Genomic DNA, 24,021 nt, shown 5'->3' on the forward strand with positions numbered 1-24,021 from the left:
AAGGTGCTGCTCAAACCGTCTTTTACCGCCGGGTTTCTCGAGCCTGACTCCGATGATGCTGCGCCGAGGGCAGGCGCGAACGGGCGCGGCGTTTGCCGGCGCCGGCAGCCTCGGGCGTCTCTATCTAATACATTGACATGCAACGTGAAAATAACTGGCGGACGGGGGGAGATTCGAACTCCCGATACCCTTGCGAGTATGCCGCATTTCGAGTGCGGTGCATTCAACCACTCTGCCACCCGTCCGTGGCGCCCGGTCAGGGCGGTTCCGATCCCTTGCCGGGCTGTTGCCGGCGGTCTTCGGAACGGCGCGGAACCTAGACCAAGCCGATAGCCCAGGGCAAGGGCGCTGGCCCCTCGCCCCCGCTCTCGCGATCTCCCGCCGCAGCTCTTTTAAGGCCGCCAGGTTTCGGGGCTCTTAAGACGATCGCCGCGTCAGAGTCGCGGTCGCCGTGCTGGGCTGTCCATCCAGGGCCGCGCGGCTTCGAGGGCCGCCGCCAGTTGGAAGACCCGTCGGTCGTCATAGCTGCGCGCCACGATCTGGATGCCGGTCGGCACGCCGTTGGCGCCGATCCCCGACGGCACCGCCAGAACCGGCAACCGGCCCAGCATGTTGAAGGGATGGGTCATGGCCCAGTCATAGTCGGCGTCGATCTCATGGCCATCGACCGTCATCTTCTCCCAGGGCTTCTGGTCGGCCCGCACCGCATTCGTCGCCAGGGTCGGACAGAGGAAGGCGTGATGACGCTCGATCATCGGGCCGAAGCTGTCATAGGCCTTGCCCATGACGCGCAGGGCGTCGGTGAATTTCTCGATCCCGGCCCGCCGCGCGCGGTCGGCATAGTAGAGCGTGTAGTCGCAGAGCAGATCGCCCTGCTTGTCGGCGATCTCGACTAGCCAGTGACCGAACAGATGATCGAGATAGTTCTGCGCGGCCAGCGAGATCTCATGACCCCAGCCCAGATCGACCTCCTCGACCGTGGCGCCCAGCTCGCGCAGCAGCGCGACGATCGCGAGCAGATTGGCCTTCATGTCGGGCGCCACGACCCCGTCGCCGAGATGGGTCGCATAGGCGATGCGCCAGCCTTTGACGCCCGAGCCCGTCTTGCCTTCGGGAAAGACGGTCGGCAGCGTCACCTTCTGGCGCAGGGTGGCGATGTCGCGCGGATGATGGCCCGACATGACGTTCTGCAGCAGCGCGCAATCGCCGACATGGCGCGCCAGCGGTCCCTGATGGCCGAACATGTCGAGATTCCACGGCGCCACCTCGGGATTGCGGCCATAGGGCGGCTTGAACCCGACGACGCCGCACATCGCCGCCGGCGCCCGGATCGAGCCGCCGATATCCGAGCCCGTCGCCAGCGTCGTGGTGCCGGCGGCCAGGCTTGCTCCCGTGCCGCCCGACGAGCCGGCCGTGGTGATCGCGCGATTCCAGGGATTGCGCGTCACGCCATGCAGGCGCGAGTAGGTGACATAGGCGCTGGAGAATTCAGGTGTCGCGGTGCGCGCATGGATGATGGCGCCGGCCTTGATCAGCCGCTCGACGATCGGGTGGGTGTCGCGCGCGATATTGTCCTTGAGGGTCAGCGATCCGTTGGTCGTGCGCTTGCCGGCGATGTTCACCTCGTCCTTGACGGCGACGGTCAGCCCCTCGAGTTTGCGCAGCCGGCCGTCTTCACGCATGTAGCGCGCCTCCGCCAGCTTTGCCGCGGCCAGCGCCTCGTCGAAATAGCGATCGGTGAAGGCATTGATCTCGCCTTCGACCTGCTCGGCGCGCGCGATCTGCGCCTTCAGGAGCTCGACCGGCGAAAGACGCCGGCTGCGAAAGGCGTCGAGCGCATCCAGCGCCGGGAGATAACAGAGGTCCAGGTCGTTCAATTCGTCACCTCGTCCCTTCATCGCAGCGAGGGCCACGGGTTTCCCCCGCGGCGAAATCCGAGCGCCCTGCCTAGCATAGGGAGAGCGTGGCCGGGAGAGCCCGACGACAGATTCGAGCTCCTGGCGCCTTATTGGTTGTTTCACCGGGATGGGCGCATTATCTCTCCCGCCATGAACCTTTCCGCGAAACTGTCCAGCCTGCAGTCGCTGCCCGAGATTCCGATCATCGATCTGGGGCGGGGCGACATGGCCGAGCTCGCGCGGCGCGAGCGCCAGCGCGCCGCCGCCCTTCTCGGCGTCGGCCATGCGAGCTATCCGGGCTGGGCCCTCGCCTATGGCGACAAGCGCTCGCGGCGCTGGCTCGAGAAGCAGGCCAATCCTTACCTGCGCGAGATCGACGAGATCGCGGCGGAGCTGGGCGCCGCCGGCACGCATCTTCTCAACATCAGCTATGAATGGGCCTGCACCACCGGCGCCGATCGCGACCATGTTCGGGACGGTCCGCGCCTCCTGCGCGTGTTGGATTGGCCCCTGCCGGGCCTGGGCCGCCATGTCGTGGTGGCGCGCCAGCAGGGTGTCGCGGGTCCCTGGCTCAATGTGACCTGGCCCGGTTTCGTCGGCACGCTGACCGCGATGGCGCCGGGGCGATTTGCCGCGGCCTTCAACCAGCCGCCCTTGCGCCGACGCACCGGCCTGATGCTGGCCGACTGGCTGGTCGACCGGATCAATGTCGGCCGCAGCCGCGCACTGCCGCCCGCCCATCTCCTGCGCCAGGTGTTCGAACAGGCGCCCGATTTCGCGGCGGCCAAGACAATGATCGCCGAGACGCCGCTCTGCCTGCCGGCCTTCTTCGTCCTCTCCGGCACCAAGCCGCATGAATCGGTGGTGATCGAGCGGCTCGAGAACCGGGTCTTCCTCCATGAAGCACCGGCCGCCGTTTCCAACCATTTCCTGGGCGCCCGCCTCAAGGGCATGCCCCGCGGCAGCGAGACCGGGCCGCGGCGGCGCATGATGCTGGAGGCACTGGCAAGGGGGGCCCGCGACTTCGACTGGCTGCAGGCACCGATCCTGAACAGCGAGACCCGGCTGGCGGTCGAGGCCAATGCCGCGACCGGCGAGCTGCTGGTCTGGGGCTTCGAGCCGGGCGGGCCCGCCACCCGGCAGTTGCGCCTCGCGGCCTAGGGCGTGGGCCCGGCGACCAAACGTCTCGGCGGCCCGAAAAGGGGCTAAAGGCCTTGCCGGACAGGGTTTCCCGCGAGGCCCGGGGGTTGAATCAAGTTGACACCAAAACGGTTACCGCTATAGTCCCGCCCTCGCGTTCAGGCGGCTCTTCGGTCGACTGCGCTTCCATAACAAAATCAAGCGTTTAAGCCATGTTCGCAGTGTTCAGGACCGGCGGCAAGCAGTACAAGGTCGCCAAGAACGACATCATCCGCGTCGAGACCGTTCCGGGCTCCAGCGGGGATTTCGTGCAATTCAACGAAGTGCTGATGATCGGCGACGGCAGCCAGACGACCGTGGGCAAGCCCCTGGTTGCGGGCGCCAGCGTCGCCGCCACCTTGATCGACCAGATCAAGGCCGACAAGGTCATCATCTTCAAGAAGAAGCGCCGCCATAACTACCGGCGCAAGCGCGGTCATCGTCAGCCGCTGTCGCTCCTGCGTGTGGTCGACATCCTGACCGACGGCAAGACGCTCGACGCCTCGGCGAAGGACGCCGCCAAGTCGGCGGCCCAGGCCAATGCCGAGAAGAGCAAAGCCTCGCACACCGCCCTGACCGCGACGACCGGTGCCAAGCGCAAGGCCGCCGTCAAGAAGCCGGCGGTGAAGGCAGCGCCCAAGGCCGCCGCGAAGTCGGCGGGCAAGAAGCCGGCGGCCAAGAAGAAGGCCGCCTCGAAGAAGAGCGAGGAGTAACCAACCATGGCTCACAAAAAAGCAGGCGGCAGCTCCCGCAACGGCCGCGATTCGGCCGGCAAGCGCCTCGGCGTGAAGAAGTATGGCGACGAGACGGTGCTCTCGGGCAACATCATCGTGCGCCAGCGCGGCACCACCTATCATCCCGGCGACAATGTCGGCATGGGGCGCGATCACACGATCTTCGCGACCAGCAACGGCCGGGTGCGCTTCAAGCGCGCCACCGGCGGCCGGACCCTCGTCTCGGTGGACCCGCAGAGCTGACGTCATAACAAGACGCCGGCCCCAGGCCCAAGCAACGGAATAGGAAGGGGGAACGGCGTCGCCGTTCCCCCTTTTCCTTTGTCCGCAAGTCCGAGCCATGAAATTTCTCGACCAGTGCAAGATCTATCTGCGAAGCGGTGACGGCGGGGCCGGCGCCGTCAGCTTCCATCGCGAGAAATTCATCGAGTTCGGCGGACCGGACGGCGGCGATGGCGGCCGCGGCGGGCATGTCATCGTCGAGGCGGTCCCCAACCTCAACACGCTGATCGATTTCCGCTACACGCAGCATTTCAAGGCGCCCAAGGGCGGCCATGGCATGGGCAAGAACCGCACCGGTGCCGGCGCGCCCGATCTCGTCATCAAGATGCCGGTCGGCACCGAGGTGCTCGACGAGGACAAGGAGACGGTGCTGGTCGATCTGACCGAGCCCGGCCAGCGCGCCATCCTCTGCAAGGGCGGCGATGGCGGCTTCGGCAACCAGCATTACAAGACCTCGACCAACCAGGCACCGCGCCGCGGCGATCCCGGCTGGCCCGGCGAGGAACGCTGGGTCTGGCTGCGCCTCAAGCTGATCGCCGACGCCGGGCTGGTGGGTCTGCCCAATGCCGGCAAATCGACCATGCTCGCCGCCACCAGCCGGGCCAGGCCCAAGATCGCCGACTATCCCTTCACCACGCTGCATCCCCAGCTGGGCGTGGTGGCGACCGACGGCTCGGAGTTCGTGCTGGCCGACATCCCCGGACTGATCGAGGGCGCCTCGGAAGGGGCCGGGCTCGGCACGCGCTTCCTCGGCCATGTCGAGCGCTGCGGCGTGCTGATCCATCTGGTGGACGGTACCTCCGACGATGTCGCGCGCGATTACCGCACCGTGCGTGAGGAGCTCGCGGTCTACGGCGGTGGCCTGGCCGAGAAGAAGGAGCTGGTCGCGCTCAACAAGATCGATGCGCTCGACGAGGCCGAGATCCAGTCCAAGGCGCGCAAGCTCGCGCGCGCCTCGGGCGGCAAGGTGTTCCGCGTCTCGGGCGCCGCCGGCAAGGGCGTGAAGGAGCTGATGCGCGCGGCCTTCGCCGAGGTGAAAGCCCGCCGTGCGGCCGAAGCCGAAGCCAAGGCCGCGAAGAAAGCCGAGATGGAAAACGTGGAGATCGTCGGCGCCGAAGCGGAGGATGCCGAAGCCAGGGATATCGACGAATGAGCGGCGCGCGCGCGAAAGCCGGGTTGGCTCACGCGAAGCGGCTCGTCGTGAAGATCGGCTCGGCGCTGCTGGTCGATGACAAGACCGGCGCCATCCGCCGGCAATGGCTCGACGCGCTGGCCGACGACGTGGCCGAAATCCGGAAGGCCGGCACCGAGGTGCTGCTGGTTTCGTCGGGCGCCATCGCGGTCGGGCGGCGCCATCTGGGCCTGCTCGATGGCGGCCTCAAGCTCGAGGAGAAGCAGGCCGCGGCCGCCACCGGGCAGATCCGTCTCGCCCATGCCTATCAGGAGACGCTCGCGCGCCACGACATCACCGTGGCGCAGGTGCTGCTGACGCTGGGCGACACCGAGGAACGCCGGCGCCATCTCAATGCGCGCTCGACGCTCTCGACGCTGCTCAAATTCGGCTGCGTGCCGGTGATCAACGAGAACGACACGGTCGCGACCGCCGAGATCCGCTTCGGCGACAATGATCGCCTCGCCGCCCGCGTCGCCGCCATGGTCAGCGCCGACGCGCTGGTGCTGCTCTCCGACATCGACGGACTCTACACCGCCGATCCGCGCCGCAATCCCGAGGCGAGCTTCATCCCAGAGGTCACCGAGATCACGCCCGAGATCGAGGCGATGGCGGGCGAGGCGCTCCCCGGCTACAGCTCGGGCGGGATGGTGACCAAGCTCACCGCCGCGCGCGTTGCGCTGGGCGCCGGCTGCCGCATGGCGATCGCCAATGGCCGCATGATGAATCCCCTGCGCGCCATCCGCGAGGGCGGCACCTGCACCTGGTTCCTGCCGGCCGCCACGCCGTTGACCGCGCGCAAGACCTGGATCCAGGGCGCGCTCAAGCCGGTCGGCAAGCTGGTGGTGGATGACGGCGCCTTGAAAGCATTGAGCTCGGGCAAGAGCCTGCTGCCCGCCGGCGTCGTCACAGTCGAGGGCCGCTTCGAGCGCGGCGATGCTGTCGTCGTGGCCGATGCCCAGGGCCGCGAGATCGCGCGCGGGCTCTCGGCCTATTCGGCCGAGGATGCGCGCCGGATCAAGGGCCATAAGAGCCGGGAAATCGAAACCCTGCTGGGTTATCGTGGCCGGGACGAGATGATCCACCGCGACGACCTCGTGTTGAGCCGGTCATGAGCGCCACCGCCCAGCCCCAGACCAAGCCTGAGAATGCCGGCCTGGCCGCGGAGGTCCGCGCCGTGGCCCGCGCCGCGAAGGACGCGGCCCTGCAGCTCTCGCTCTCGACGGCCGAGCAGCGGACCGCGGGCCTCAAGGCCATGGCCGCGGCGGTCCGCGAAGATGCCAGCCTGATCCTCGCCGCCAACGACAAGGACATGGCGGCGGCCGGCGGCCTGACGCCAGCCCTCAAGGACCGCCTCAAGCTGGACGCCAAGCGTGTCGAAGCGATGGCAAAGGGCATCGACGAGGTGGCGGCCCTGCCCGATCCGCTGGGCCAGGTGATGGCCGAGTGGGATCGGCCCAACGGCCTTCACATCGCGCGGGTGCGCGTGCCGCTGGGCGTCATCGCGATCATCTATGAATCCCGGCCGAACGTGACAGCCGATGCCGCCGTGCTGTGCCTGCGGTCCGGCAATGCCGCGATCCTGCGCGGCGGCTCGGAGAGCGTGAATTCCTCGAGCACCATCCTCGCCAGCCTGAAGCGCGGGCTGAAGAGCGCCGGCCTGCCCGACGCCGCCATCACGCGCCTGCCGACACAGGACCGCGCCGCCGTCGGCGAGCTCTTGAAGCTCGACGACCTGATCGATGTGGTGATCCCGCGCGGCGGCAAATCGCTGATCGAGCGCGTCGCCGCCGAGAGCCGGATCCCGGTGCTGAAGCATCTCGACGGCAACTGCCACACCTATGTCGATCGTGCGGCCGATCTCGCCATGGCGCGCAAGATCGTGCTCAACGCCAAGATGCGCCGCACCGGCGTCTGCGGAGCGACCGAGACCCTGCTGGTGGATCGCCGCGTGGCCAGGACCCATCTGCCGCCGATCCTCGACGACCTCGCCAAGGCCGGCTGCGAGCTCCGCGGCGATGCCGAGACGCGCGCGCTCGACGGTCGCGTCACGCTCGCGAACGACAGCGACTGGGACACCGAATATCTCGACGCGATCATCGCCATCAAGCTGGTGGATGGCGTCGACGAGGCGATCGCCCATATCAACCGCCATGGCTCGCACCATACCGAGGCGATCGTCACCGGGGACGAGGCGGCGGCCAAGAAATTCATGGCCGAGGTCGATGCTGGCATCGTCATCCATAACAGCTCGACCCAGTTCGCCGATGGCGGCGAGTTCGGCATGGGGGCCGAGATCGGCATCTCGACCGGCAAGCTCCATGCGCGCGGGCCCGTCGGCGCCGAGCAGCTCACCAGCTACAAATACTTGGTGCAGGGCAGCGGCCAGGTGCGGCCCTAAGCCAACCGACCCTACGCGGTAAGGGACCCCTCAACCGGTCGTCCAGAATGGAAGATGGCGTGAGGTGGCGGCGGCACAGATACGCCCCATCATCTCACTGGCCTGCCAGGCAGCCCAGAGCACCTTTGTCGGCACGCTGCGGTCGGATGTCCATTCCCCCGATCGGGGATCGGCCTCCGCGATCAGCATCCGGAGATCGCGCAGTTCTTCCTCAAGCCGGAAGTTCGATCCAAAGCGTTCGGTTCTTCCCTGCCAATCCGGTTCTTCGATGATCATGTTGCGGTGAAAGGGCAACCAGAACGCGGAGCGAAGCAGTAATTGAGGGAACCGGCTTGTGAAGCCACGACTCTCGGCGCCTTCTAATGCACGCCCGATTTCGACGCTCGGGGGCCCCTCGGCATCGATAAGGCTACGGATCCCTTGGGTACCGCGCTCGTCGATCCTGGCGGCAACGTATCGGAGAAGCACATCGGCGCTTGTTGCCGCATCCTCCGATTCTACGAAATCGCTAGCTTCGTCCCATGTCAGGACTTCGCCAAGCTGGCCGCGATACTTAATTGCCAACTGGTCGCGCCAGGCGATGACATCAACTGCCGTTGGAGAGCGAACGCGGGCCGGCTCGGTCGCATACTGAGCACCAGGAATTGGCGGCAATTTCCACCATGAAGGGGGCTCGCTGGTTGAAGGAGCGGCCTCATCCACGACGAGATAGGCAATTTTATGCAGCGCAGAGGCCTGATAGCCGACACCCAACGGACCCATCTCCCAGATCAATCAGAGCCAACAGAATAAACCAGCACAATAGAGCGTTAGCGCATTGTAGAGATTGACAACTTCGAGTAGAAATAAGAACATTTCATGAACTTCTCGGTTTGGCAGGAAAGAAGATCCAATGCAGGAGTTTGGCGGCAGTTCCACGTGGGAGAAGCTTGAGAGAGTCGGCAGATACCTCTCCGCCTACCAGATTGCCCTCAAGAATCAGTCGTTTCGGAAAATCTACATCGATCCATTCGCTGGCACGGGATATTGGACTCCCAAAGTCGCGCGCGATCAGTTGCATCTCGCTCTATCGGAAAGAATTGAGATTGCCAAAGGCTCCGCGCTTCGCGCGCTCGAAGTCGAGCCACCGTTTGATCGCTACATCTTCATCGAGAAGAAGCCCGGAAACTTTTCTGCACTTCAGAAAAACATTTCCCTGAAGTTCCCCAATCTTCTGAATCGCATTGAGTTCATCAACGCAGATGCAAACCACGCACTGATCCACCTCTGTCGTTCAGTTGATTGGAATGAGAATCGCGCCGTAACTTTCCTAGATCCCTTTGGAATGCAAGTCGACTGGGCGACTCTGAGCGCTATCGCTGGAACTCACAGTGTGGACGTATGGTATCTCTTTCCGTCGCATATGGGCGTCGCACGAACGGTCACCCATAACCCGCAGGTTCCACCTCACTTTCGAAAGGCGTTGGATCGCATCTATGGAACGACGGATTGGGAGGACTATTTCTATAGGGTCTCGTCACAGGGCTTGCTCTTTGTCGAAGACGCGCCCTCCGTCGAACGAGTAGCTACCCTCCAGCGGATCGAGTCCTACACTCGCCTGCGCCTAGAGAGTATATTTAAGGGTGGCGTGGCGAAGAAGGCCGTTCCAATGGATCGTGACGGAAGGAATATGTATTTGCTGTTCTTTGCAGTTGGAAACCCAAAGCCTGCAGCTCGCGAGCTCGCGCTCAGACTGGCCAACAACATCTTAGAGTAAAATATAATGTCTAGCGGCACTGGAATTGAATGGACCGAGGCAACCTGGAATCCAATTGCCGGATGCACGATGGTGTCACCTGGTTGCACCAATTGCTATGCGATGCGCATGGCCGCGCGCCTTCAAGCGATCGGGCTCGAACGCTATCAAGGCACCACGAGACATAGCGGCGGGCGACATGTTTGGTCTGGTAGAATCGTGCTCGACAAGGAAGCACTCCAGATCCCGCTGAGTTGGAAGCGGCCCCGTCACATATTTGTCAATTCAATGAGCGATCTCTTTCACGAAAGAGTTCCTGAGGCCTTCATTCGTGACGTTTGGAGCGCTATGGAAGCCGCGAACCAACACACGTATCAGATCCTCACGAAGCGTCCAGATCGCATGCTCGACATTCTGGGGAAAGCTGAATTTCGAAAGCTGCCGAATGTGTGGCTTGGAACTTCCGTTGAGAATGAGGCCACTACGCGCCGCATCGAAGTGCTCAGAAAGGTCCCGGCCGCGATCCGATTTGTGTCTTTCGAGCCATTGATCGATAACGTTGGCAAACCCAGCCTGAAGGGCATTCACTGGGCCATCGTCGGCGGTGAGTCCGGCCCGAACGCCCGCCCCATGGATGCTCGCTGGGTAGACGACATTCTGCAGATCTGCCGACGGCAGGATGTGGCCTTCTTCTTCAAGCAATGGGGTGGCAAGAACAAGAAAGCGGCTGGACGCAAGTACCGGGGAAAGACCTGGGACGAAATGCCCGGACGGGATGGGGCTCGCGCCTAGCGAATGGCCATGATCTAGTGACCCCTGGATATTAACGACGGCAGCATCTGGCATTTTGTCGGCCTCCCAGGAAACACCCCGACGCCACTATGGCGTGATCGACCCGGCCCGGGCGCGGCGGCGCCCGCGGGTCGGGCTTCTGGGCGGCTCCTTCAATCCCGCCCATGAGGGCCATCGCCAGATCTCGCTGACCGCCCTCCACCGGCTGGGGCTGGACGAGGTCTGGTGGCTGGTCAGCCCTCAGAACCCCCTGAAACCCGAGGCCGGGATGGCCCCCCTGGCCGAGCGGATGGCGACCGCCCGGGCGGTGGCACGCGATCCTAGGATCAGGGTCACCGACATCGAGAGCCGACTCGGAACCCGGTTTACGGCCGATACGTTAGAGAAACTGACCCGTCGCTATCCGGGCCATGGCTTCGTCTGGCTGATGGGGGCCGACAATCTGCTGCAGATCCACAAATGGCGGGACTGGCAACGAATATTTCACCTCCTGCCGGTTGCGGTCCTGGCCCGACCTTCCTATTCTTTGAAGGCGCTGTCCGCTCCGGCGGCGCAGCGCTTCCTGCGGTCCCGCTGGCCGGAAAGGCTGGGCCGCAGGTTGGTGCAGGCCGAGCCGCCCGCCTGGCTTCTGATCCACGGGCCGCTCAATCCGGCATCGGCGACCGCGATCCGCGCCGCGCGGAGGATGGGACGGCGTGAAGGCAAAGGAGCGAGCACATAATTCCATTGTCATTTGAGCGGACGCGGCACAGCGAGATCGGTGCCGGCCGCTTCGACATCCCACGGTGACCGCCATCGTCAAGACAACCCGCGCCGGGAAGGGCAAGAACCCGGCCAAACCGAGCGACCTTCTGCGCCTGGTCGAGAAGTCGCTCGATGACGACAAGGCCGAAGACATCGTCGCCATCGATCTCAAAGGCAAATCCAGCATCGCCGACTACATGGTCATCGCAACGGGGCGGTCCTCGCGACAGCTCGCGGCGATGGCGGAGCATCTCCATGAGAAGCTCAAGGCCAAGGGGCTCGCGCAAGTGGGCGTCGAAGGCGAACGCCAGGGCGACTGGGTGCTGATCGACGGCGGCGACGTGATCGTCCATCTGTTCCGCCCCGAGATTCGCGGGCTCTATAACCTCGAGAAGATGTGGAGGATGGAGCTGCCCGAAGCGGAACGCGTGGCCGCCCTGGGATGAGCTGAAGACTCGCCGGCGCCCCTAAGGGCGCCGCCAACTCGCGAGTCTTGGCCCCTTCCCCTCTTGCGCTTCGCGCGAGGAGGAAGCGACGGGAATTATGCGCGCTTCGTAACCGCGCCTGCCATCGCACCACCCCTCTCATCAACGCCCCCGTGCTGTCATCGCCGGGCTTGACCCGGCGATCCAGGGCAACGGACCGAGTTGATGAGACCTGTCCCCCTGGATGCCCGCATCAAGTGCGGGCATAACAGTGGGGAAGAAGTCTCGCTCATCCTCATCGTCATACCGGCGAAGGCCGGTATCCATGACCACCGACCATCGAGATCGACACTCGATGCTCGGGTGTGCATGGATGCCAGCCGGCCCGCTCCGGCACCACAGTCGCCACTCAAGGCTCTTGTAGAAGCGCGTGCAAATGTCCGCGCAGATCCTGTAGATGCCGCCCCCAGTGAAGACGATAGCCGGCTCGGAACAGGTTGCCGGCTGCCTCGGGTGATTTGTTATCCCAAAGCCATTGCACCTGCTGCAGTTCGTCGGCGATGTCGACCAGATCGTCGATGGCATCGCCGGTCATCGGCGGCGCTGTGATGTCCTTCGACGTTGCTACGGCATAGAACCCTAGTTCCGGAAAGCGTCGACCCATCGCCTTGTGGGCCGCTTGGTACACATCATGCGACCGATCGGGAACCTCGTAGTGAAGATCCGTCTCCGTCACACGATGATAGACGAACGCCAACCGATCGAGCGTTTCGGCGAGTGCGGACAAACGCGCCTCGCTTGAGTTCGGCGGCGCATCAACAAGGCTGAGATAGGCCTCAGCGGCCGCGATCATGTCGGACTCGGACATGAACTTCCCCCATCGCCACGCCGGCCCCCGCATCGGGCCGTAAGCCTGTGCGAGGCTAAACTCCGGCCGGCATCCACGCACACTCAAGCATCGAGTTCAAATCTCGGCGGTCCGTGTTCATGGATACCGGCCTTCGCCGGTATGACAGTAAAAGCCTATCCCCGCCGCCGCCTTGCGCGCCGCGCCTCGGCCTCGGCGCCGCCGGCGACTTCCTTGTGCGGCGGCAGCGTCACGACCTTCGCAAGATTCTCGTAGGGTGCCGTCTTGTGCGGGATCGCCATGGCCTCGACGAAATGCTGCTGGAACATCGGTTCCACCGCGGTCTCGACCTTCTCGACCTGCTTGACCACGCGCGCGATCTCGTCGCGGGCCTTGAGATTGAGAAGCGCGATGCGGGCGCCGGTGCCGGCAGCGTTGCCCGCCGAGGTGACCTTCGACAGGTCGCAATCGGGGATCATGCCGAGGATCATCGCGTATTTGACGTCGATATGGCTGCCGAAGGCGCCGGCCAGCGTGATGCGGTCGAGCTTGTCGATGCCGAGCTTGTCCATGAGGAGCCGCGCGCCGGCATAGAGCGCCGCCTTGGCAAGCTGGATCGCGCGCACGTCGGTCTGGGTGATGCGAATGGTCGGCTCGCCCTCGCGCAGGAGATAGGAGAAGGTGCGGCCCTCGGGCTGGATGCGCGGGCTCTTCGCCGCCATGCCGCCGTCGATCACCCCGTCCTGGTTGATGATGCCGGCCAGATACATCTCGGCCAGCGCCTCGATGATGCCCGAGCCGCAGATGCCGGTGACGCCGATCAGGGCGGTCTCCTCGAAAAAGCCCGGCTCGTTCGACCATTTGTCCGAGCCGATCACCTTGAATTTCGGCTCGAGCGTCTCGGGATCGATGCGCACGCGTTCGATGGCGCCGGGCGCCGCGCGCTGGCCGCCCGAGATCTGCGCGCCCTCGAAGGCGGGGCCCGTCGGCGAGGAAGCGGCCAGCAAGCGGTCGCGATTGCCCAGCACGATCTCGGCATTGGTGCCGACATCGACGATGAGCGTCATCTCGACCGACATATGGGGCGATTCGGAAAGGATCACGCCCGCCGTGTCGGCGCCGACATGGCCGGCGATGCAGGGCAGCACGAAGATGCGCGCATTGGGATGGACCTGGAGATCGATCTCCGAGGCCCAGATCGTGATTGGCCCGTCGGTGGCGAGCGCGAAGGGCGCGCCGCCGAGCTCGGTCGGATCGATGCCGAGCAGCAGGTGATGCATGATCGGGTTGCCGACGAAGGTGACCTCGAGAATGTTGGTCTTCTCGATCTTGGCTTCGCGCGCGACATTCTCGGCCAGCTCGTTCAAGGCGCCGCGCACCGCCTTGGTCATCTCGACATCGCCGCCCGGATTCATCATCACATAGGAGACGCGGCTCATCAGATCCTCGCCGAAGCGGATCTGCGGATTCATCATGCCCGAGGAGGCGACCACCTCGCCGGTGGCGAGGTCGCAGAGATGGCCGGCGATGGTGGTCGAGCCGATATCGACCGCGAGCCCGAAGGCGCGGTCATGGAAGCCGGGCCACACCGCCGTGATCTGCTTCTTCTGATGCACCGCGACGGTCGCGGTCCAGTCGCCCTTGCGCAGCGCCTTCTGCAGATGCTGGATCACGCGCAGGTCGGTATCGAGGCCCTTGAGGTCCCATTGCGAGGCCAGCGCCTGCTCGAGCCGCTGCAGATCGCCCGAGGGATCATGCATGTTGGGCTCGGCCACTTCGACATAATGGAGCGTGACGACGGGATCGAGCTCGATCGCGCGCATCTCGGCGCGCTTGCGCACGACCTGCTTATGCACCTGGCTGTCGGGCGGCACGTCGATGACGACGTCGCCCTGGACGCGGGTCGAGCAGGAGAGACGGCGACCTTCGGCCAGGCCCTTGCGCTCGGCATAGCGTTTCTCGACCTCGCCGAAGGCGGTCAGATGCGAGGCCTCGGACTTGACGCCGAGCTTCATGAACTCGCCTTCGGAAACCAGCACCTGGCAGCGCCCGCAGATGCCGCGCCCGCCGCAGACCGAATCGATATCGACGCCGAGCTTGCGCGCGGCCTGCAGCACCGGCGTCCCGATCGAGAACCGGCCCCGCTTGCCCGAGGGCATGAAGACAACGAGTGCGTCTTGGGTCTGCGCCATGATGTTCGCGCTTAACCTCCGGTGATAGGGAGGGACCGAGCGGCCCCCTCCCTGACCCTCCCCCTCGAGGGGGGAGGGGATAAATAGTAAGAAGGCGCCATAGCCTTACTATCCCTTCCCCCATTTTGGAGGAAGGTTAGGAAGGGGGATGACGCGATCGTCAGCAATGGCGTATCGAGCGCCGCTCCGCGCTCACACCGCTTCCGTGGTGGCGCCCGCCGCGCGGCGGCGGCGGTTCTCGCGGCCGGCGCGCTGGCCCTGGTTGGCGGCGTCGGCCGAGATCGGCTCGCGGAACTTCTGGATCCAGCGCATGCAATTCTCGTCATGGCCGTTGGCGACGTCGGCCGCCAGGATCGCCGTCATCTCTTCGGGCCGCAGCGGATTCATGATCGCCGAGGTCATGCCAGCACCGGTCAGCATGGCGAGGAACGAGGCGTTGAGGCCATGGCGGTTCGGCAGGCCGAACGAGAAGTTCGAGGCGCCGCAGCAGGTGTTCACTTTCAGCTCTTCGCGCAGGCGGCGCACCAGGCGGAACACCTGCCGGCCGGCATCGTTGAGAGCGCCCACCGGCATGACCAGCGGATCGACGACGACGTCGGCGGCGGGGATGCCGTAATCCATCGCGCGCTGCACGATCTTCTTGGCGACCTCGTAGCGCACATCGGGATCGGGCGAGATGCCGGTCTCGTCGTTCGAGATCGCGATCACGGCCGCGCCGTATTTCTTCACCAGCGGCAGCACGACCTCGAGCCGCTCTTCCTCGCCGGTGACCGAGTTCAGCAGCGCCTTGCCCTTATAGACCTTCAGGCCCGCCTCGAGCGCCGCCACGATCGAGCTGTCGATCGAGAGCGGCACGTCGGTCAGGGACTGCACCAGCTGAATGCTCTCCGCCAGGATCGCCGGCTCGTCGGCCAGCGGGATGCCGGCATTGACGTCCAGCATATGGGCGCCCGCCTCGACCTGCGCGATCGCGTCGGCGCGCACGCGGCTGTAGTCGCCCGCCGCCATCTCGGCCGCGAGCAGCTTGCGGCCCGTCGGGTTGATGCGCTCGCCGATCACGACGAAGGGGCGATCGAAGCCGATCACGACTTCCTTGGTCGCGGAGCTGACGACGGTGTGGGTCATGGGAGGCAACGTCCTTTCGAGGGGTAACCAGCCGGGCGGAAGCCGGGAGGAATTTAAGAGGCGACCGCGGTTTCGACCAGTGAGAATCCGGTGCCGCTGCGATCGAGCGCGAAATGGCCGGCTTTGACCGCGTTGAACCAGTTGCAGGTCTTGGCAAAGCCGCCGAAGGGATAGAGATGGATGCCGTCGAGGCGCCCGGCCGTATCCTGCGCCTTGAACTCGGCGAGGCCGGCCATCAGCTCGTCCGGCGTCTGCACGGTCAGGAGCTTCGCGATATTGGCGGCCTGGCGCGTGATGACGCGCATCGAGGGGCCGATGCCGCATTCCTGGGCAAAGCGCAGCAGCGTCTTGATGCTGGCGGGGCCGGGCACGCCGATGCGCACCGGCAAGGCGACGCCATTGTCGGCGAGCCACTTCATCCAGGCCATGACCGGATCGGCCTCGAAGCAGAACTGGGTCACGAGATACATCGAAAGGCCGCGATCGGCCGCCCATTTCGCCTTCGCCAGGGTATGGCGCTTGACCTCGTCGGGGGCGATGTCGGGGGTGCCTTCGGGATGGCCGGCGACGCCGATCTTGCGGATGCCATGCTTTTCGAAGAGGCCGGTTTCCAGCAGCTGGATCGCGGCATCGAAAACGCCGAGCGGCTTCTTGAGGCCGCCGCCGATGACGAGCGCCTGGGTGACCCCGGCCTCGTCGCGCAGCCGGCCGAGATAGGTCTCGAGCGCGGCCTGCGTCGGGATCGAGCGCGCCGCGATATGCGGCACCGGCACCATCCCGTCATCCCTCAGGCGCCGCGCGGTCGCAACCGTGTCGTTGTAGTCGGTGCCCGGCAGGAAGGTGACATTGACGCAGGTCCCGGCCGGCAGCAGAGCCTTGAAGCTCTCGACCTTGGCCGCGGTGCCGGGCGTGGTCTCGATGGAATAGTCGCGGGTGAGCGCGATGATCTGGGACGCGGTCGCCATGGGCCTCATGTCCTGCTGCGTGTTACCGGCCGGGAAAATCGGGTTTCCGCCCCGCCGGCGGGCGCCCTGACAATCCTCCCGGCGGCCCCCGGAGACGCGCCGGACAACGCCATTCATCGGCCCGAAAACGACATGGGTCCGGGCGGGTGGCGGCCCTTGCCGGCGGGCCGGCGGGCCGACCGCCAAACGCCGCTCCAGGGCCGGTTTTTCCGGGCCTTTGGCCAAGTTCGGGTCGGCGGGGTTAACGCCGGGGAGCCCCTGGGCGCCGGCTTGCGCCGGCGGCCGAATGACGCAAATGGGCGAACCCGGGGCCGGCCGTCAGGCCGGCGTCTTGCCCCCGGCCATGACGAAGGCCGTCAGCCGCTCTTCGGGGAACTCGGCCTCGAGCCGGGCCGCGACCGCGGCCGCCTCGGCCTCCAGATCGGCGCCGCATTCGATCGGATCGGCCCGGCGCCATTCCGCGAGATAGGAGTCCGTGTCGCGCAGATTGGCCCGCATCGCCGCCCGGTCGATCGCCTTCTCGAAGCGCTCATTGAGGACGCGCTTGGCGGTGGTGCGGCCGGCCTTGGCGATGACCTGGGCCGGGATGTCGCGCCAATAGACGACGGTGATCTGGGGCATCGGAACGGAACTCCTGGAGAGGCGAGGTTAGTGGGATTTGGCGGGGGCGGCGGCGACCGGGACCACCGGGGCGGTCCCGGCGGGGGTCGCCTGCCAGCCATCGAGGAATGTCTTGAGATCGCCATAGCCGGTGAAGCGGCGCTCATAGGCGAGCCCGAGACGGGCGGCGGCCTTCTCGGCCTTGGCGTCGAGCGCCGAATCGTCGATCTGCGCCAGATAGATCAGCTTCTTGTAATTGCCGAAATAGGCGTCGCGCAGCTCCGGATGCCGGTCGATCCCGAGCCCTTCGATGATGAGCTTGTCGAACTGCCGCACGAGATAGTCGGTCAGATAGAAGGTGCCGAGCTCGGCCTCGTGCATGGCCGCGAAGTTCGCCGGGCCGGCATAGAAATCGTAGCAATGGGGCCCCGCGATGCGCTCGACCCCGCCTTCTTCCTCGAGCACACGGTCGAGCTCGCCGCCCGAGCCGCAATCGCCATAGAGCACCAGCAGCCGGTCATAGCGGTCGCGGTTCTCGCGGATCTTCTGCCGCACGCCCTCGGGGATGCGCTCGGGCCGGTTGTGCCAGATGGCGGGCAGGCAGGTGATCGACAGGTTGGTCCAGCCCGCCTGCTCGATCACAGCCAGGATCTCGCGCGCCAGCGCGCCGCAGGCAATGATCAGGGTGGTGGGGGCCTTGTCCATGTCTGTCGCTAAGGGTTTCAGGCTGCTGGGTTCCCATCATATGGGCATCACGCGGCAGGAGCGCCATGCCTTCCGAGGATCAGGCTAAGCGCCGGTCTTGCCTGCCACTAAGCGGCTGGCGACGGTGGTTGCTGCCATGGCGACAGCGATGTCGATGATCGGCAAGAGTTAAGCGATGGGTGGCATGCCGGCCGAGCCGGCATCCCCTTGCCGGCGCCAGATGCCTCAAACCACAAAATTTATGAATGCCGGAAGAGTGCCAGGGGAACGATAGGAAGCGCGCTATAGCCGAGAAAAGCACCTGCGACCAACGCTGGATTGCGGGGGCAATGCCAGCAAACCCAACACCAACGTCGCCGGCGCGAAGGAAGTGCGACAAGGCCCGCCACGGACGTGGCCGCGTCCCGGCGGGGTCATGACGGGGCCATCCGGATGCGGCGCCGTAAGAGCGCCAAAATCAACAGCAGCTCGCCGAAGCTGCCGAAAATAGCGCTGGCGAGAATGCTCCAGTAGCTCAACACAAAGGTGACAAGCGAATGGAGTTCGACGCGACACGCGGTCGGGGAATCGCAATTCAGATAGTCGCTGGGGCGGTCGAGAATGGCCAAGACCGTCCATAGTGCCGGCCAGGCAAGAAGACCCAGCAGCAGAGCCGAGCCGATCCAAGCCATGCGCCGCTGCTCGTGCGTCAGGCGCGACTCTGTCAACGCTAACCCCAGTGCCACGAGGATCGCAATGGCGGCACCGGCCAGCTGGAACAGCCCTGTGCGTGTCATGAAGGAGAGCCAAACTCCAAAACCGGGAAATGACGCGACGATCAGAAGGATCAGACGGAGTCGTGGACCCACGAGGCAAAGCCCGGTGACCGGCAGAAACGTTGCGAGCAGGACCAGGAACGCGGCCGGCGTCATGGGACGGCCACGGCATTCATCGACCGTCCCTTCATCAGCAAGCAAAGCTCCCACGACAGAAGGGCCAGAACGCCGACGGTTGTGACAATGGTCGTCCAGACACCGAGCACCAGCTTGGCCCAGATGGAAGGATCCAAGAGGCAAGCCGAATCTCCGGAGCCGCACAGCTCGTCCCACGGATTGCCAGTCGTCGCCATTACAAGAAGCATTATCGGCAGAAAGGGAACCGCGACGCCGACGATTGCAAGTAAGCGCGCAATCGCTTTCGGTTCGAGCAAGCCTGGTCGTCGATCTGATGCGATGATCAGTGCGGTGGCTAAAAGGCATATCGGCAGAGGGAGGGTGATGGCTGCCCAGCTTGGTGAAAGCAGAGCTATCGAGGAGGCAGCAAAAGACGCGCCGACGACAGCCACCAAAGCGAGCCTACGCTGATGGCCTCGAACCAGGAAAATTCCGAGCAGTGTTAGCGGGATCATGGGTGCAATCAGCAGTAACACCGTGACAAATCCCGCTCGGGACAAGCAAAGAGCAGTTGGGCAAAGTGTTTCCATGGTGCCTTAACCCCTGCGGCTCAGCGCAAACTCTCGATGTTATTGGCGCGCGGAATCAACATTGCGTCTTGAGTTTCAACGCCGCCCGGGGATCCCCTTTCCCTGAAATGGCGGACGATTCCATTCTCGACTCTGATAGGCCCTCTCGACTTGAGCGCCATAGTTGGTGACGGCGCGTTGTCCGAGTCCGTTGTAGAGTGTCACGATGTTGCGAATGCTTGGATCGGCAAGTCGATCCTGGATGCGTTTCAGCAGGATCGCTCCAGCACGAATATTGAGTCGTGGGTCGTCGAAAACGTCGCGCGCTTGGTCGATCACCACACCTTTGTCGCGCCCTGCCTCAACATATCGCCGGCTATAGGTCTCGCCGTCATTGAGCAGGCCTCCCCATAGCGAACGTTTCACATTCATCGGCAAGATCGAATCGGCTTGAGGCAACACCAAATCCAATGCAGGTTGCATCAAGTTCATCATGGGCTCGGGCAGATGAGCATCGATCCATTCCCGTTTTTCGGGTGGATAGCCGTAGCATCCCTGCGAAACCTCAACATACATGATCGCCCGCAGAAGATCGGGATCGACTCCTTCACGCGCCGCTTCCTCTTCGATCACCTGATCATGTTTCTTGACAAGCTTTGCACCCAGCCCAGACCAACGATGGCTTGGGGCACTACCATCAGCCTTCGGGTTTGCTTCGATCGGAAACAAAGCCGGACTGTTCCCGATAGGGCTCTGACGTCGGGTACTTTCATTCGCCTTGCCAGCGTCGATCACCGGCCAGCGGTTCTCGGCACGATGCGCCTCGTCGAGCGATGTCGAAGCCGGCGTCTGCACTGGAGTCCGCGCCAGCATCGGCGCATGACGGGGCGCGGAAGGCGGCGGGTTGTCGTTGGCCTCGCGATGGAGCGCTTCGATATAAGACAGCAGACCCTGCGGTGTTCTCGGCGCGGGACGCGGGTTCGGCTGGGGGCCCCCATTGCCGAGCAGGCTGTAGCTCTGGCCCTCCGGCAGGCTCGACGGATCGCGGGGTTTGGCCATCGATGAAGGGCTCCCTGTCAGTTGTTAAATAGAAATAGAATACCACTTTCAGTGCAGAATTGTCAAGAACAAAATAGGAACATTAGAAGCGCACTAAATATCCCGGGTTGCAGGCAGCCTCGCCTGCAATCGCAGCGCTTGCATGATCGAAGGGAGGAAAACCCGCGGCGAAAGGCGGGGCAGGCGAAGGCGGCCAGCTCCCCGCCGCCCCGCCCTACTCCGCCGCGGCGCGCAGCGAGAGGCGCTTGAGGCAGCGGTCGATCCAGAGCGCCGTCAGCTTCTCCTGCGTGCCGTTCTGCGTCAGCCGCTCGCGCAGGCCCTTGAAGTCGACCTGGTCGATCGGCTGGTCCTGGTTGAAGCAGGTGAAGACCGCATAGCGATCGCCGGTCGAGGGATCGATATGGGTCTGGAGGCACTGGGCGCAGATCTCCTTCATCATGCATTGCATCGGCGAGTTGATCGACGCGACCGCATGATGGGAGGGCTTGAGGAAGGGCTTCAGCACCGTATGGCGGGCGCGGCCCACGGCCGCCATCATCCCGTCCGAGCCGATCGCGATGATGCGGTCCACGTCGCGCAGATGGATGCTGGGCTCGCCGAGCTTGCCCTCGCCATAGGCCGTCATGGCGGCGACGATGTTGCCGACGAAGGCGCGGTCCTGCGGCCGGTCGGGCTCGAAGCCCGGCGCCTCGTCGGAGCACCAGACCACGACATCGGCCGCGGCCTTGATGTCGTCGATCTTGTAGCGGTCGATGAGCTTCTTGTAGCCGGCGAAATAGAGCACGCGCGAGCCGACGGCGCGCAGCGCGCGGCCGATCGAGAACAGCACGGCGTTGCCGAGCCCGCCGCCCACCAGGAGCACGGTCTCGTCGGCCGGCGTCTCGGTCGGATGGCCCGTCGGTCCCATCAGGATCACCGGCTCGCCCGGCTTCATCATCATGCAGAGATCCGACGAGCCGCCCATCTCGAGCGCGATCAGGCCGACCAGGCCGTTCTCCTTGTCGACCCAGGCGCCGGTCAGCGCGATGCCTTCCATGGCCAGGAGCGTGCCGTCGACCCGGTAGGCATTGGCCTCATAATTCTGCAGCCGATAGAACTCGCCCGGCTCGAAATTGCCGGCCGCCTGCGGCGCCGCAACGACGACTTCGATGATGGTCGGCGTCAGGCGGTTGACCGTATGCACCACCGCGCGGAGCCGGCGGTTGATCGCGGCCAGAAACTTCGCTTCGTCGCCGGCCTTCGCCGCCGGCAGCTTCGCCAGCATCGCATCCACCACCGGCCAGCCCTGCTTGGCCGAGGCCATGGCCTTGACCACATTGCCGGCGAAGGAGGGATGGAGATCGCCGAAGAAGCTGACGGCGCGGCCGTCGGGGCGAAGCTGCTGCAGCACGCGCACCGCCGAGGGCTTCGCCAGCCGTTCGGGGCGCGCCGGGGCACCCTCCTCATCGACCGCCTGGAAGTAGGAGCCGTCGACGCCGAAATTGTCGTGATCCTCGCGCGCCAGCACGGTGTTGGGCTTGGTGCCGGCTGCGACCAGCACGGCGCGCGCCGGCAGCTCGACCTCGTCGCCCTCGCCGCGCTTGAAACGGATGGCTTGGGTCAGGCCGTTGGCATCGACCACGATCTCGCTGGGCGACAGGTTCTCGCCGAAGCGGATGCCCTCCTCGAGCGCCTTCTCGACTTCCTCGTGATTGAGCGTGTAGCTCGGTGAATCGATCAGGCGGCGGCGATAGGCGAGGGTGACGCCGCCCCAGCCGTCGATCAGCCTGGTCAGGTTCGGTTGACGGCCCTCGCGTTTGGCTGCCTCGCGTTCGGCGCGGATGGCGCGGCCATGGGCGATGAACTCGTCCGCGGTCTCGGCCTCCCGCGGCAGCCAGGCGCGCCGGACCTCGGCCTCGCCGCGCTCGGCCGCCAGCGTCTCATAGCGCTGGAGGAACTTCTCCACCTGCACCGGATAATAGGCGAGCGCCTCGGTCGCTGTGTCGATCGCCGTCAAGCCGCCGCCGATCACGACGACCGGCAGGCGGATCTGGAGATTGGCGATCGATTCCGCGCGCGCGGCGCCGGTCAGCTGCAGCGCCATCAGGAAGTCCGAAGCCTGGCGCACGCCGGGCGCCAGCCCGTTCGGCATGTCGAGGATGGTGGGCTTGCCGGCGCCCAGCGCCAGCGCCACATGGTCGAAGCCCATCTCGAAGGCCTGGTCGAGCGTGACGGTGCCGCCGAAGCGCACGCCGCCATGCATCGCGAAATTCGCGCGCCGCTCCAGCAGCAGGCGGATCAGCTTCAGGAAATTCTTGTCCCAACGCACCGTGATGCCGTATTCGGCGACGCCGCCGAAGCCCGCCATCACCCGGGCGTCGAGCGATTCATAGAGCGTCGTCACGTCGCGCACCGGCTTGAACGGCACCCGCGCGCCCTTGGCGTCGACGCCGGAGATCTCGGCCGGCAGCGGCTCGATCTTGAGCCCGTCCACCGCGACGACGAGATGACCCTGGTTCATGAGATGGTGCGAGAGCGTGAACCCCGCCGGCCCCAGCCCCGCCACCAGCACCTTGCGGCCGGACGGCGGCTTGGCGACCGGCACCCGCAGATTGAGCGGGTTCCAGCGCGTCATCAGGCTGTAGATCTCGAAGCCCCAGGGCAGATCGAGCACGTCCTTCAGCGTGCGGGTCTCGACCTGCGGAATGTCGACCGGCTCCTGCTTCTGATAGATGCAGGCCTTCATGCAGTCGTTGCAGATGCGATGCCCGGTGCCGGCGATCATCGGATTGTCGGTCACGGCCATGGCCAGCGCACCCAAGGCGACACCATCGGCCTTGAGCGTATGCATCTCCGAGATCTTCTCTTCGAGCGGGCAGCCGGCCAGCGTCACGCTGAACGGGCTCTTCTTGAACGTCCCGTCCTTCTCCTTCAGGCCCTTCGAGCAGCTGTCCTTGCCCTGGTTGTGGCAGAAGATGCAGTAGTTGGCCTGGTCGAGCGCGCCGGTGAGGTCGGTGCCCTTGTCGGTGAGGGCGAAGCCCTCGCGATGGCGGTGATGGCCGGCGGCCCCCAGCTCCAGCGCATGGGCCGGATGATGCTCGGCCACATGCAGCGGCACCAGATTTAGATGATCGAGCTTGCGCGGCTGCTTGAAGAGTACGCCCTTGCGGTGGCGCGCCTTGCCGGCCTCGGTCAGCGTGGCCCAGGCGGCATAGCGCGCGGCCTTCTCGAGCTTCCCGGCATTCGCCGCCTCGTCGGCCTGCCAGCCTTGCACCGCGTTGGCGAAGGCGAGCTCGTCGAAGGGCGAGATCGCGAGGCCCAGCTCCGTCAGCAGCGCGTCGGCGTCGAGGCTCGCCAGCTCTTCCGGCTTGGCGCCCTTGAGCGCGCGGCGCTGAACGAACAAGCGCTTGCAGGTGAAGAGCGGCGCCAGCTTGTTGTGGCGCGCGGCCAAGGCTCGAACCTCGGCCTCGATACCGAAGAGCTTGGCCAGGAAGTCTTCCAGATGCGGCGCCACCGCCAGCAGCAACTCGGACTCCGCCTTGGCGACGACCGAGGCCGGCGCCGCGCGCCCCGCCTCGAGCTGCGCGCGCAAATCGGCGTCGAGGCTTTCCAGGAAAAGCCGGTCGATCCGGGCCAGCCCTTCCGGGCGATAGAGATCCTCGAAGCCGAGGTCGTGAGCGAGGCGGAGGTCGGTCATCGTCTGTCGCAAATCCGTATTCGAAAACTCAACGCCCCCTCCCCTGGCGG

The 24,021-nt window shown here is 65.1% G+C and carries 21 protein-coding genes, 1 tRNA gene and 1 pseudogene; 10 read left to right on the plus strand and 13 right to left on the minus strand.

Annotated features, from left to right (window positions below):
• Nucleotides 1-155: 155 nt before the first annotated feature.
• A tRNA-Ser gene (locus tag FRZ44_RS24020) sits at nucleotides 156-245 on the minus strand.
• A 189-nt stretch (nucleotides 246-434) separates the two neighbouring features.
• Entirely contained in the window at nucleotides 435-1,877 is a 1,443-nt protein-coding gene (locus tag FRZ44_RS24025) for an amidase (RefSeq protein ID WP_151179563.1), read from the minus strand.
• Between the two features lie 171 nt (nucleotides 1,878-2,048).
• Between FRZ44_RS24025 and FRZ44_RS24030 the strand changes: the two genes are divergently transcribed.
• From FRZ44_RS24030 to FRZ44_RS24055, 6 genes and pseudogenes are all read left to right on the plus strand, one after another.
• Complete coding sequence (locus FRZ44_RS24030) at nucleotides 2,049-3,059, plus strand: hypothetical protein (RefSeq protein WP_151179564.1); 1,011 nt, start codon at nucleotides 2,049-2,051, stop codon at nucleotides 3,057-3,059.
• A gap of 191 nt (nucleotides 3,060-3,250) precedes the next feature.
• Nucleotides 3,251-3,553, plus strand: a pseudogene (gene rplU, locus FRZ44_RS27430) (50S ribosomal protein L21); the annotation flags it as partial.
• A 243-nt stretch (nucleotides 3,554-3,796) separates the two neighbouring features.
• Nucleotides 3,797-4,054 carry a 50S ribosomal protein L27 gene (gene rpmA, locus FRZ44_RS24040; RefSeq protein ID WP_151179566.1) on the plus strand — a complete coding sequence of 86 codons (258 nt, stop codon included), beginning with the start codon at nucleotides 3,797-3,799 and terminating at the stop codon, nucleotides 4,052-4,054.
• A 97-nt stretch (nucleotides 4,055-4,151) separates the two neighbouring features.
• Nucleotides 4,152-5,246: a GTPase ObgE gene (gene obgE, locus FRZ44_RS24045; protein ID WP_151179567.1), complete on the plus strand. Its 1,095-nt coding sequence runs from the start codon at nucleotides 4,152-4,154 to the stop codon at nucleotides 5,244-5,246.
• A complete protein-coding gene (proB, locus tag FRZ44_RS24050; protein ID WP_151179568.1) occupies nucleotides 5,243-6,379 on the plus strand; it encodes a glutamate 5-kinase in 1,137 nt (378 codons plus the stop codon). The genes obgE and proB overlap by 4 nt, the downstream gene beginning before the upstream one ends.
• Entirely contained in the window at nucleotides 6,376-7,665 is a 1,290-nt protein-coding gene (locus tag FRZ44_RS24055) for a glutamate-5-semialdehyde dehydrogenase (protein WP_151179569.1), read from the plus strand. The genes proB and FRZ44_RS24055 overlap by 4 nt, the downstream gene beginning before the upstream one ends.
• Before the next feature lie 30 nt (nucleotides 7,666-7,695).
• Here the strand turns inward: FRZ44_RS24055 and FRZ44_RS24060 are convergent, their stop codons facing one another.
• Entirely contained in the window at nucleotides 7,696-8,418 is a 723-nt protein-coding gene (locus FRZ44_RS24060; protein ID WP_151179570.1) for a hypothetical protein, read from the minus strand.
• A gap of 139 nt (nucleotides 8,419-8,557) precedes the next feature.
• On the opposite strand from FRZ44_RS24060, the gene tcmP reads away from it, so the two are divergent.
• The 4 genes from tcmP to rsfS all read left to right on the plus strand — a co-directional run bounded on the left by tcmP (nucleotide 8,558) and on the right by rsfS (nucleotide 11,382).
• Nucleotides 8,558-9,421, plus strand: a complete 864-nt coding sequence (gene tcmP, locus FRZ44_RS24065; protein WP_151179571.1) for a three-Cys-motif partner protein TcmP — start codon at nucleotides 8,558-8,560, stop codon at nucleotides 9,419-9,421.
• A 6-nt stretch (nucleotides 9,422-9,427) separates the two neighbouring features.
• Nucleotides 9,428-10,192, plus strand: coding sequence for a DUF5131 family protein (locus tag FRZ44_RS24070; protein WP_151179572.1), 765 nt, complete (start codon nucleotides 9,428-9,430; stop codon nucleotides 10,190-10,192).
• Between the two features lie 55 nt (nucleotides 10,193-10,247).
• Entirely contained in the window at nucleotides 10,248-10,913 is a 666-nt protein-coding gene (locus FRZ44_RS24075; RefSeq protein WP_407658023.1) for a nicotinate-nucleotide adenylyltransferase, read from the plus strand.
• A 64-nt stretch (nucleotides 10,914-10,977) separates the two neighbouring features.
• The gene (gene rsfS, locus FRZ44_RS24080) at nucleotides 10,978-11,382 is read left to right on the plus strand and encodes a ribosome silencing factor (RefSeq protein ID WP_151179573.1); all 405 of its coding nucleotides are present in this window, start codon (nucleotides 10,978-10,980) and stop codon (nucleotides 11,380-11,382) included.
• Between the two features lie 388 nt (nucleotides 11,383-11,770).
• Here rsfS and FRZ44_RS24085 read toward each other — a convergent pair whose 3' ends face one another.
• From FRZ44_RS24085 to FRZ44_RS24130, 10 genes are all read right to left on the minus strand, one after another.
• Nucleotides 11,771-12,229: a DUF5063 domain-containing protein gene (locus tag FRZ44_RS24085; protein WP_191908282.1), complete on the minus strand. Its 459-nt coding sequence runs from the start codon at nucleotides 12,227-12,229 to the stop codon at nucleotides 11,771-11,773.
• Nucleotides 12,230-12,384: 155 nt separating this feature from the next.
• Complete coding sequence (locus tag FRZ44_RS24090; RefSeq protein WP_151179575.1) at nucleotides 12,385-14,400, minus strand: ASKHA domain-containing protein; 2,016 nt, start codon at nucleotides 14,398-14,400, stop codon at nucleotides 12,385-12,387.
• A 192-nt stretch (nucleotides 14,401-14,592) separates the two neighbouring features.
• A complete protein-coding gene (locus FRZ44_RS24095; protein ID WP_151179576.1) occupies nucleotides 14,593-15,525 on the minus strand; it encodes a methyltetrahydrofolate cobalamin methyltransferase in 933 nt (310 codons plus the stop codon).
• 53 nt (nucleotides 15,526-15,578) lie between these two features.
• Entirely contained in the window at nucleotides 15,579-16,490 is a 912-nt protein-coding gene (locus tag FRZ44_RS24100) for a methylenetetrahydrofolate reductase (protein WP_225308425.1), read from the minus strand.
• 318 nt (nucleotides 16,491-16,808) lie between these two features.
• Complete coding sequence (locus FRZ44_RS24105; RefSeq protein ID WP_151179578.1) at nucleotides 16,809-17,111, minus strand: virulence factor; 303 nt, start codon at nucleotides 17,109-17,111, stop codon at nucleotides 16,809-16,811.
• A 27-nt stretch (nucleotides 17,112-17,138) separates the two neighbouring features.
• Nucleotides 17,139-17,795 (minus strand): DUF1638 domain-containing protein, encoded by a 657-nt coding sequence (locus FRZ44_RS24110; protein ID WP_151179579.1) that lies wholly within the window; start codon nucleotides 17,793-17,795, stop codon nucleotides 17,139-17,141.
• A 413-nt stretch (nucleotides 17,796-18,208) separates the two neighbouring features.
• Nucleotides 18,209-18,706 (minus strand): hypothetical protein, encoded by a 498-nt coding sequence (locus tag FRZ44_RS24115; protein ID WP_151179580.1) that lies wholly within the window; start codon nucleotides 18,704-18,706, stop codon nucleotides 18,209-18,211.
• On the minus strand, nucleotides 18,703-19,203 hold the full coding sequence (locus FRZ44_RS24120) for a hypothetical protein (RefSeq protein ID WP_151179581.1): 501 nt from the start codon (nucleotides 19,201-19,203) through the stop codon (nucleotides 18,703-18,705). Before FRZ44_RS24120 ends, FRZ44_RS24115 begins: the two co-directional genes overlap by 4 nt.
• 129 nt (nucleotides 19,204-19,332) lie before the next feature.
• The gene (locus FRZ44_RS24125) at nucleotides 19,333-20,295 is read right to left on the minus strand and encodes a hypothetical protein (RefSeq protein WP_151179582.1); all 963 of its coding nucleotides are present in this window, start codon (nucleotides 20,293-20,295) and stop codon (nucleotides 19,333-19,335) included.
• Nucleotides 20,296-20,509: 214 nt separating this feature from the next.
• The gene (locus FRZ44_RS24130) at nucleotides 20,510-23,971 is read right to left on the minus strand and encodes an FAD-dependent oxidoreductase (RefSeq protein ID WP_151179583.1); all 3,462 of its coding nucleotides are present in this window, start codon (nucleotides 23,969-23,971) and stop codon (nucleotides 20,510-20,512) included.
• Between the last annotated feature and the right edge of the window lie 50 nt (nucleotides 23,972-24,021).

It is taken from the genome of Hypericibacter terrae (genome assembly GCF_008728855.1).
In the GTDB taxonomy this organism is placed as follows: Bacteria; Pseudomonadota; Alphaproteobacteria; order Dongiales; family Dongiaceae; genus Hypericibacter; species Hypericibacter terrae.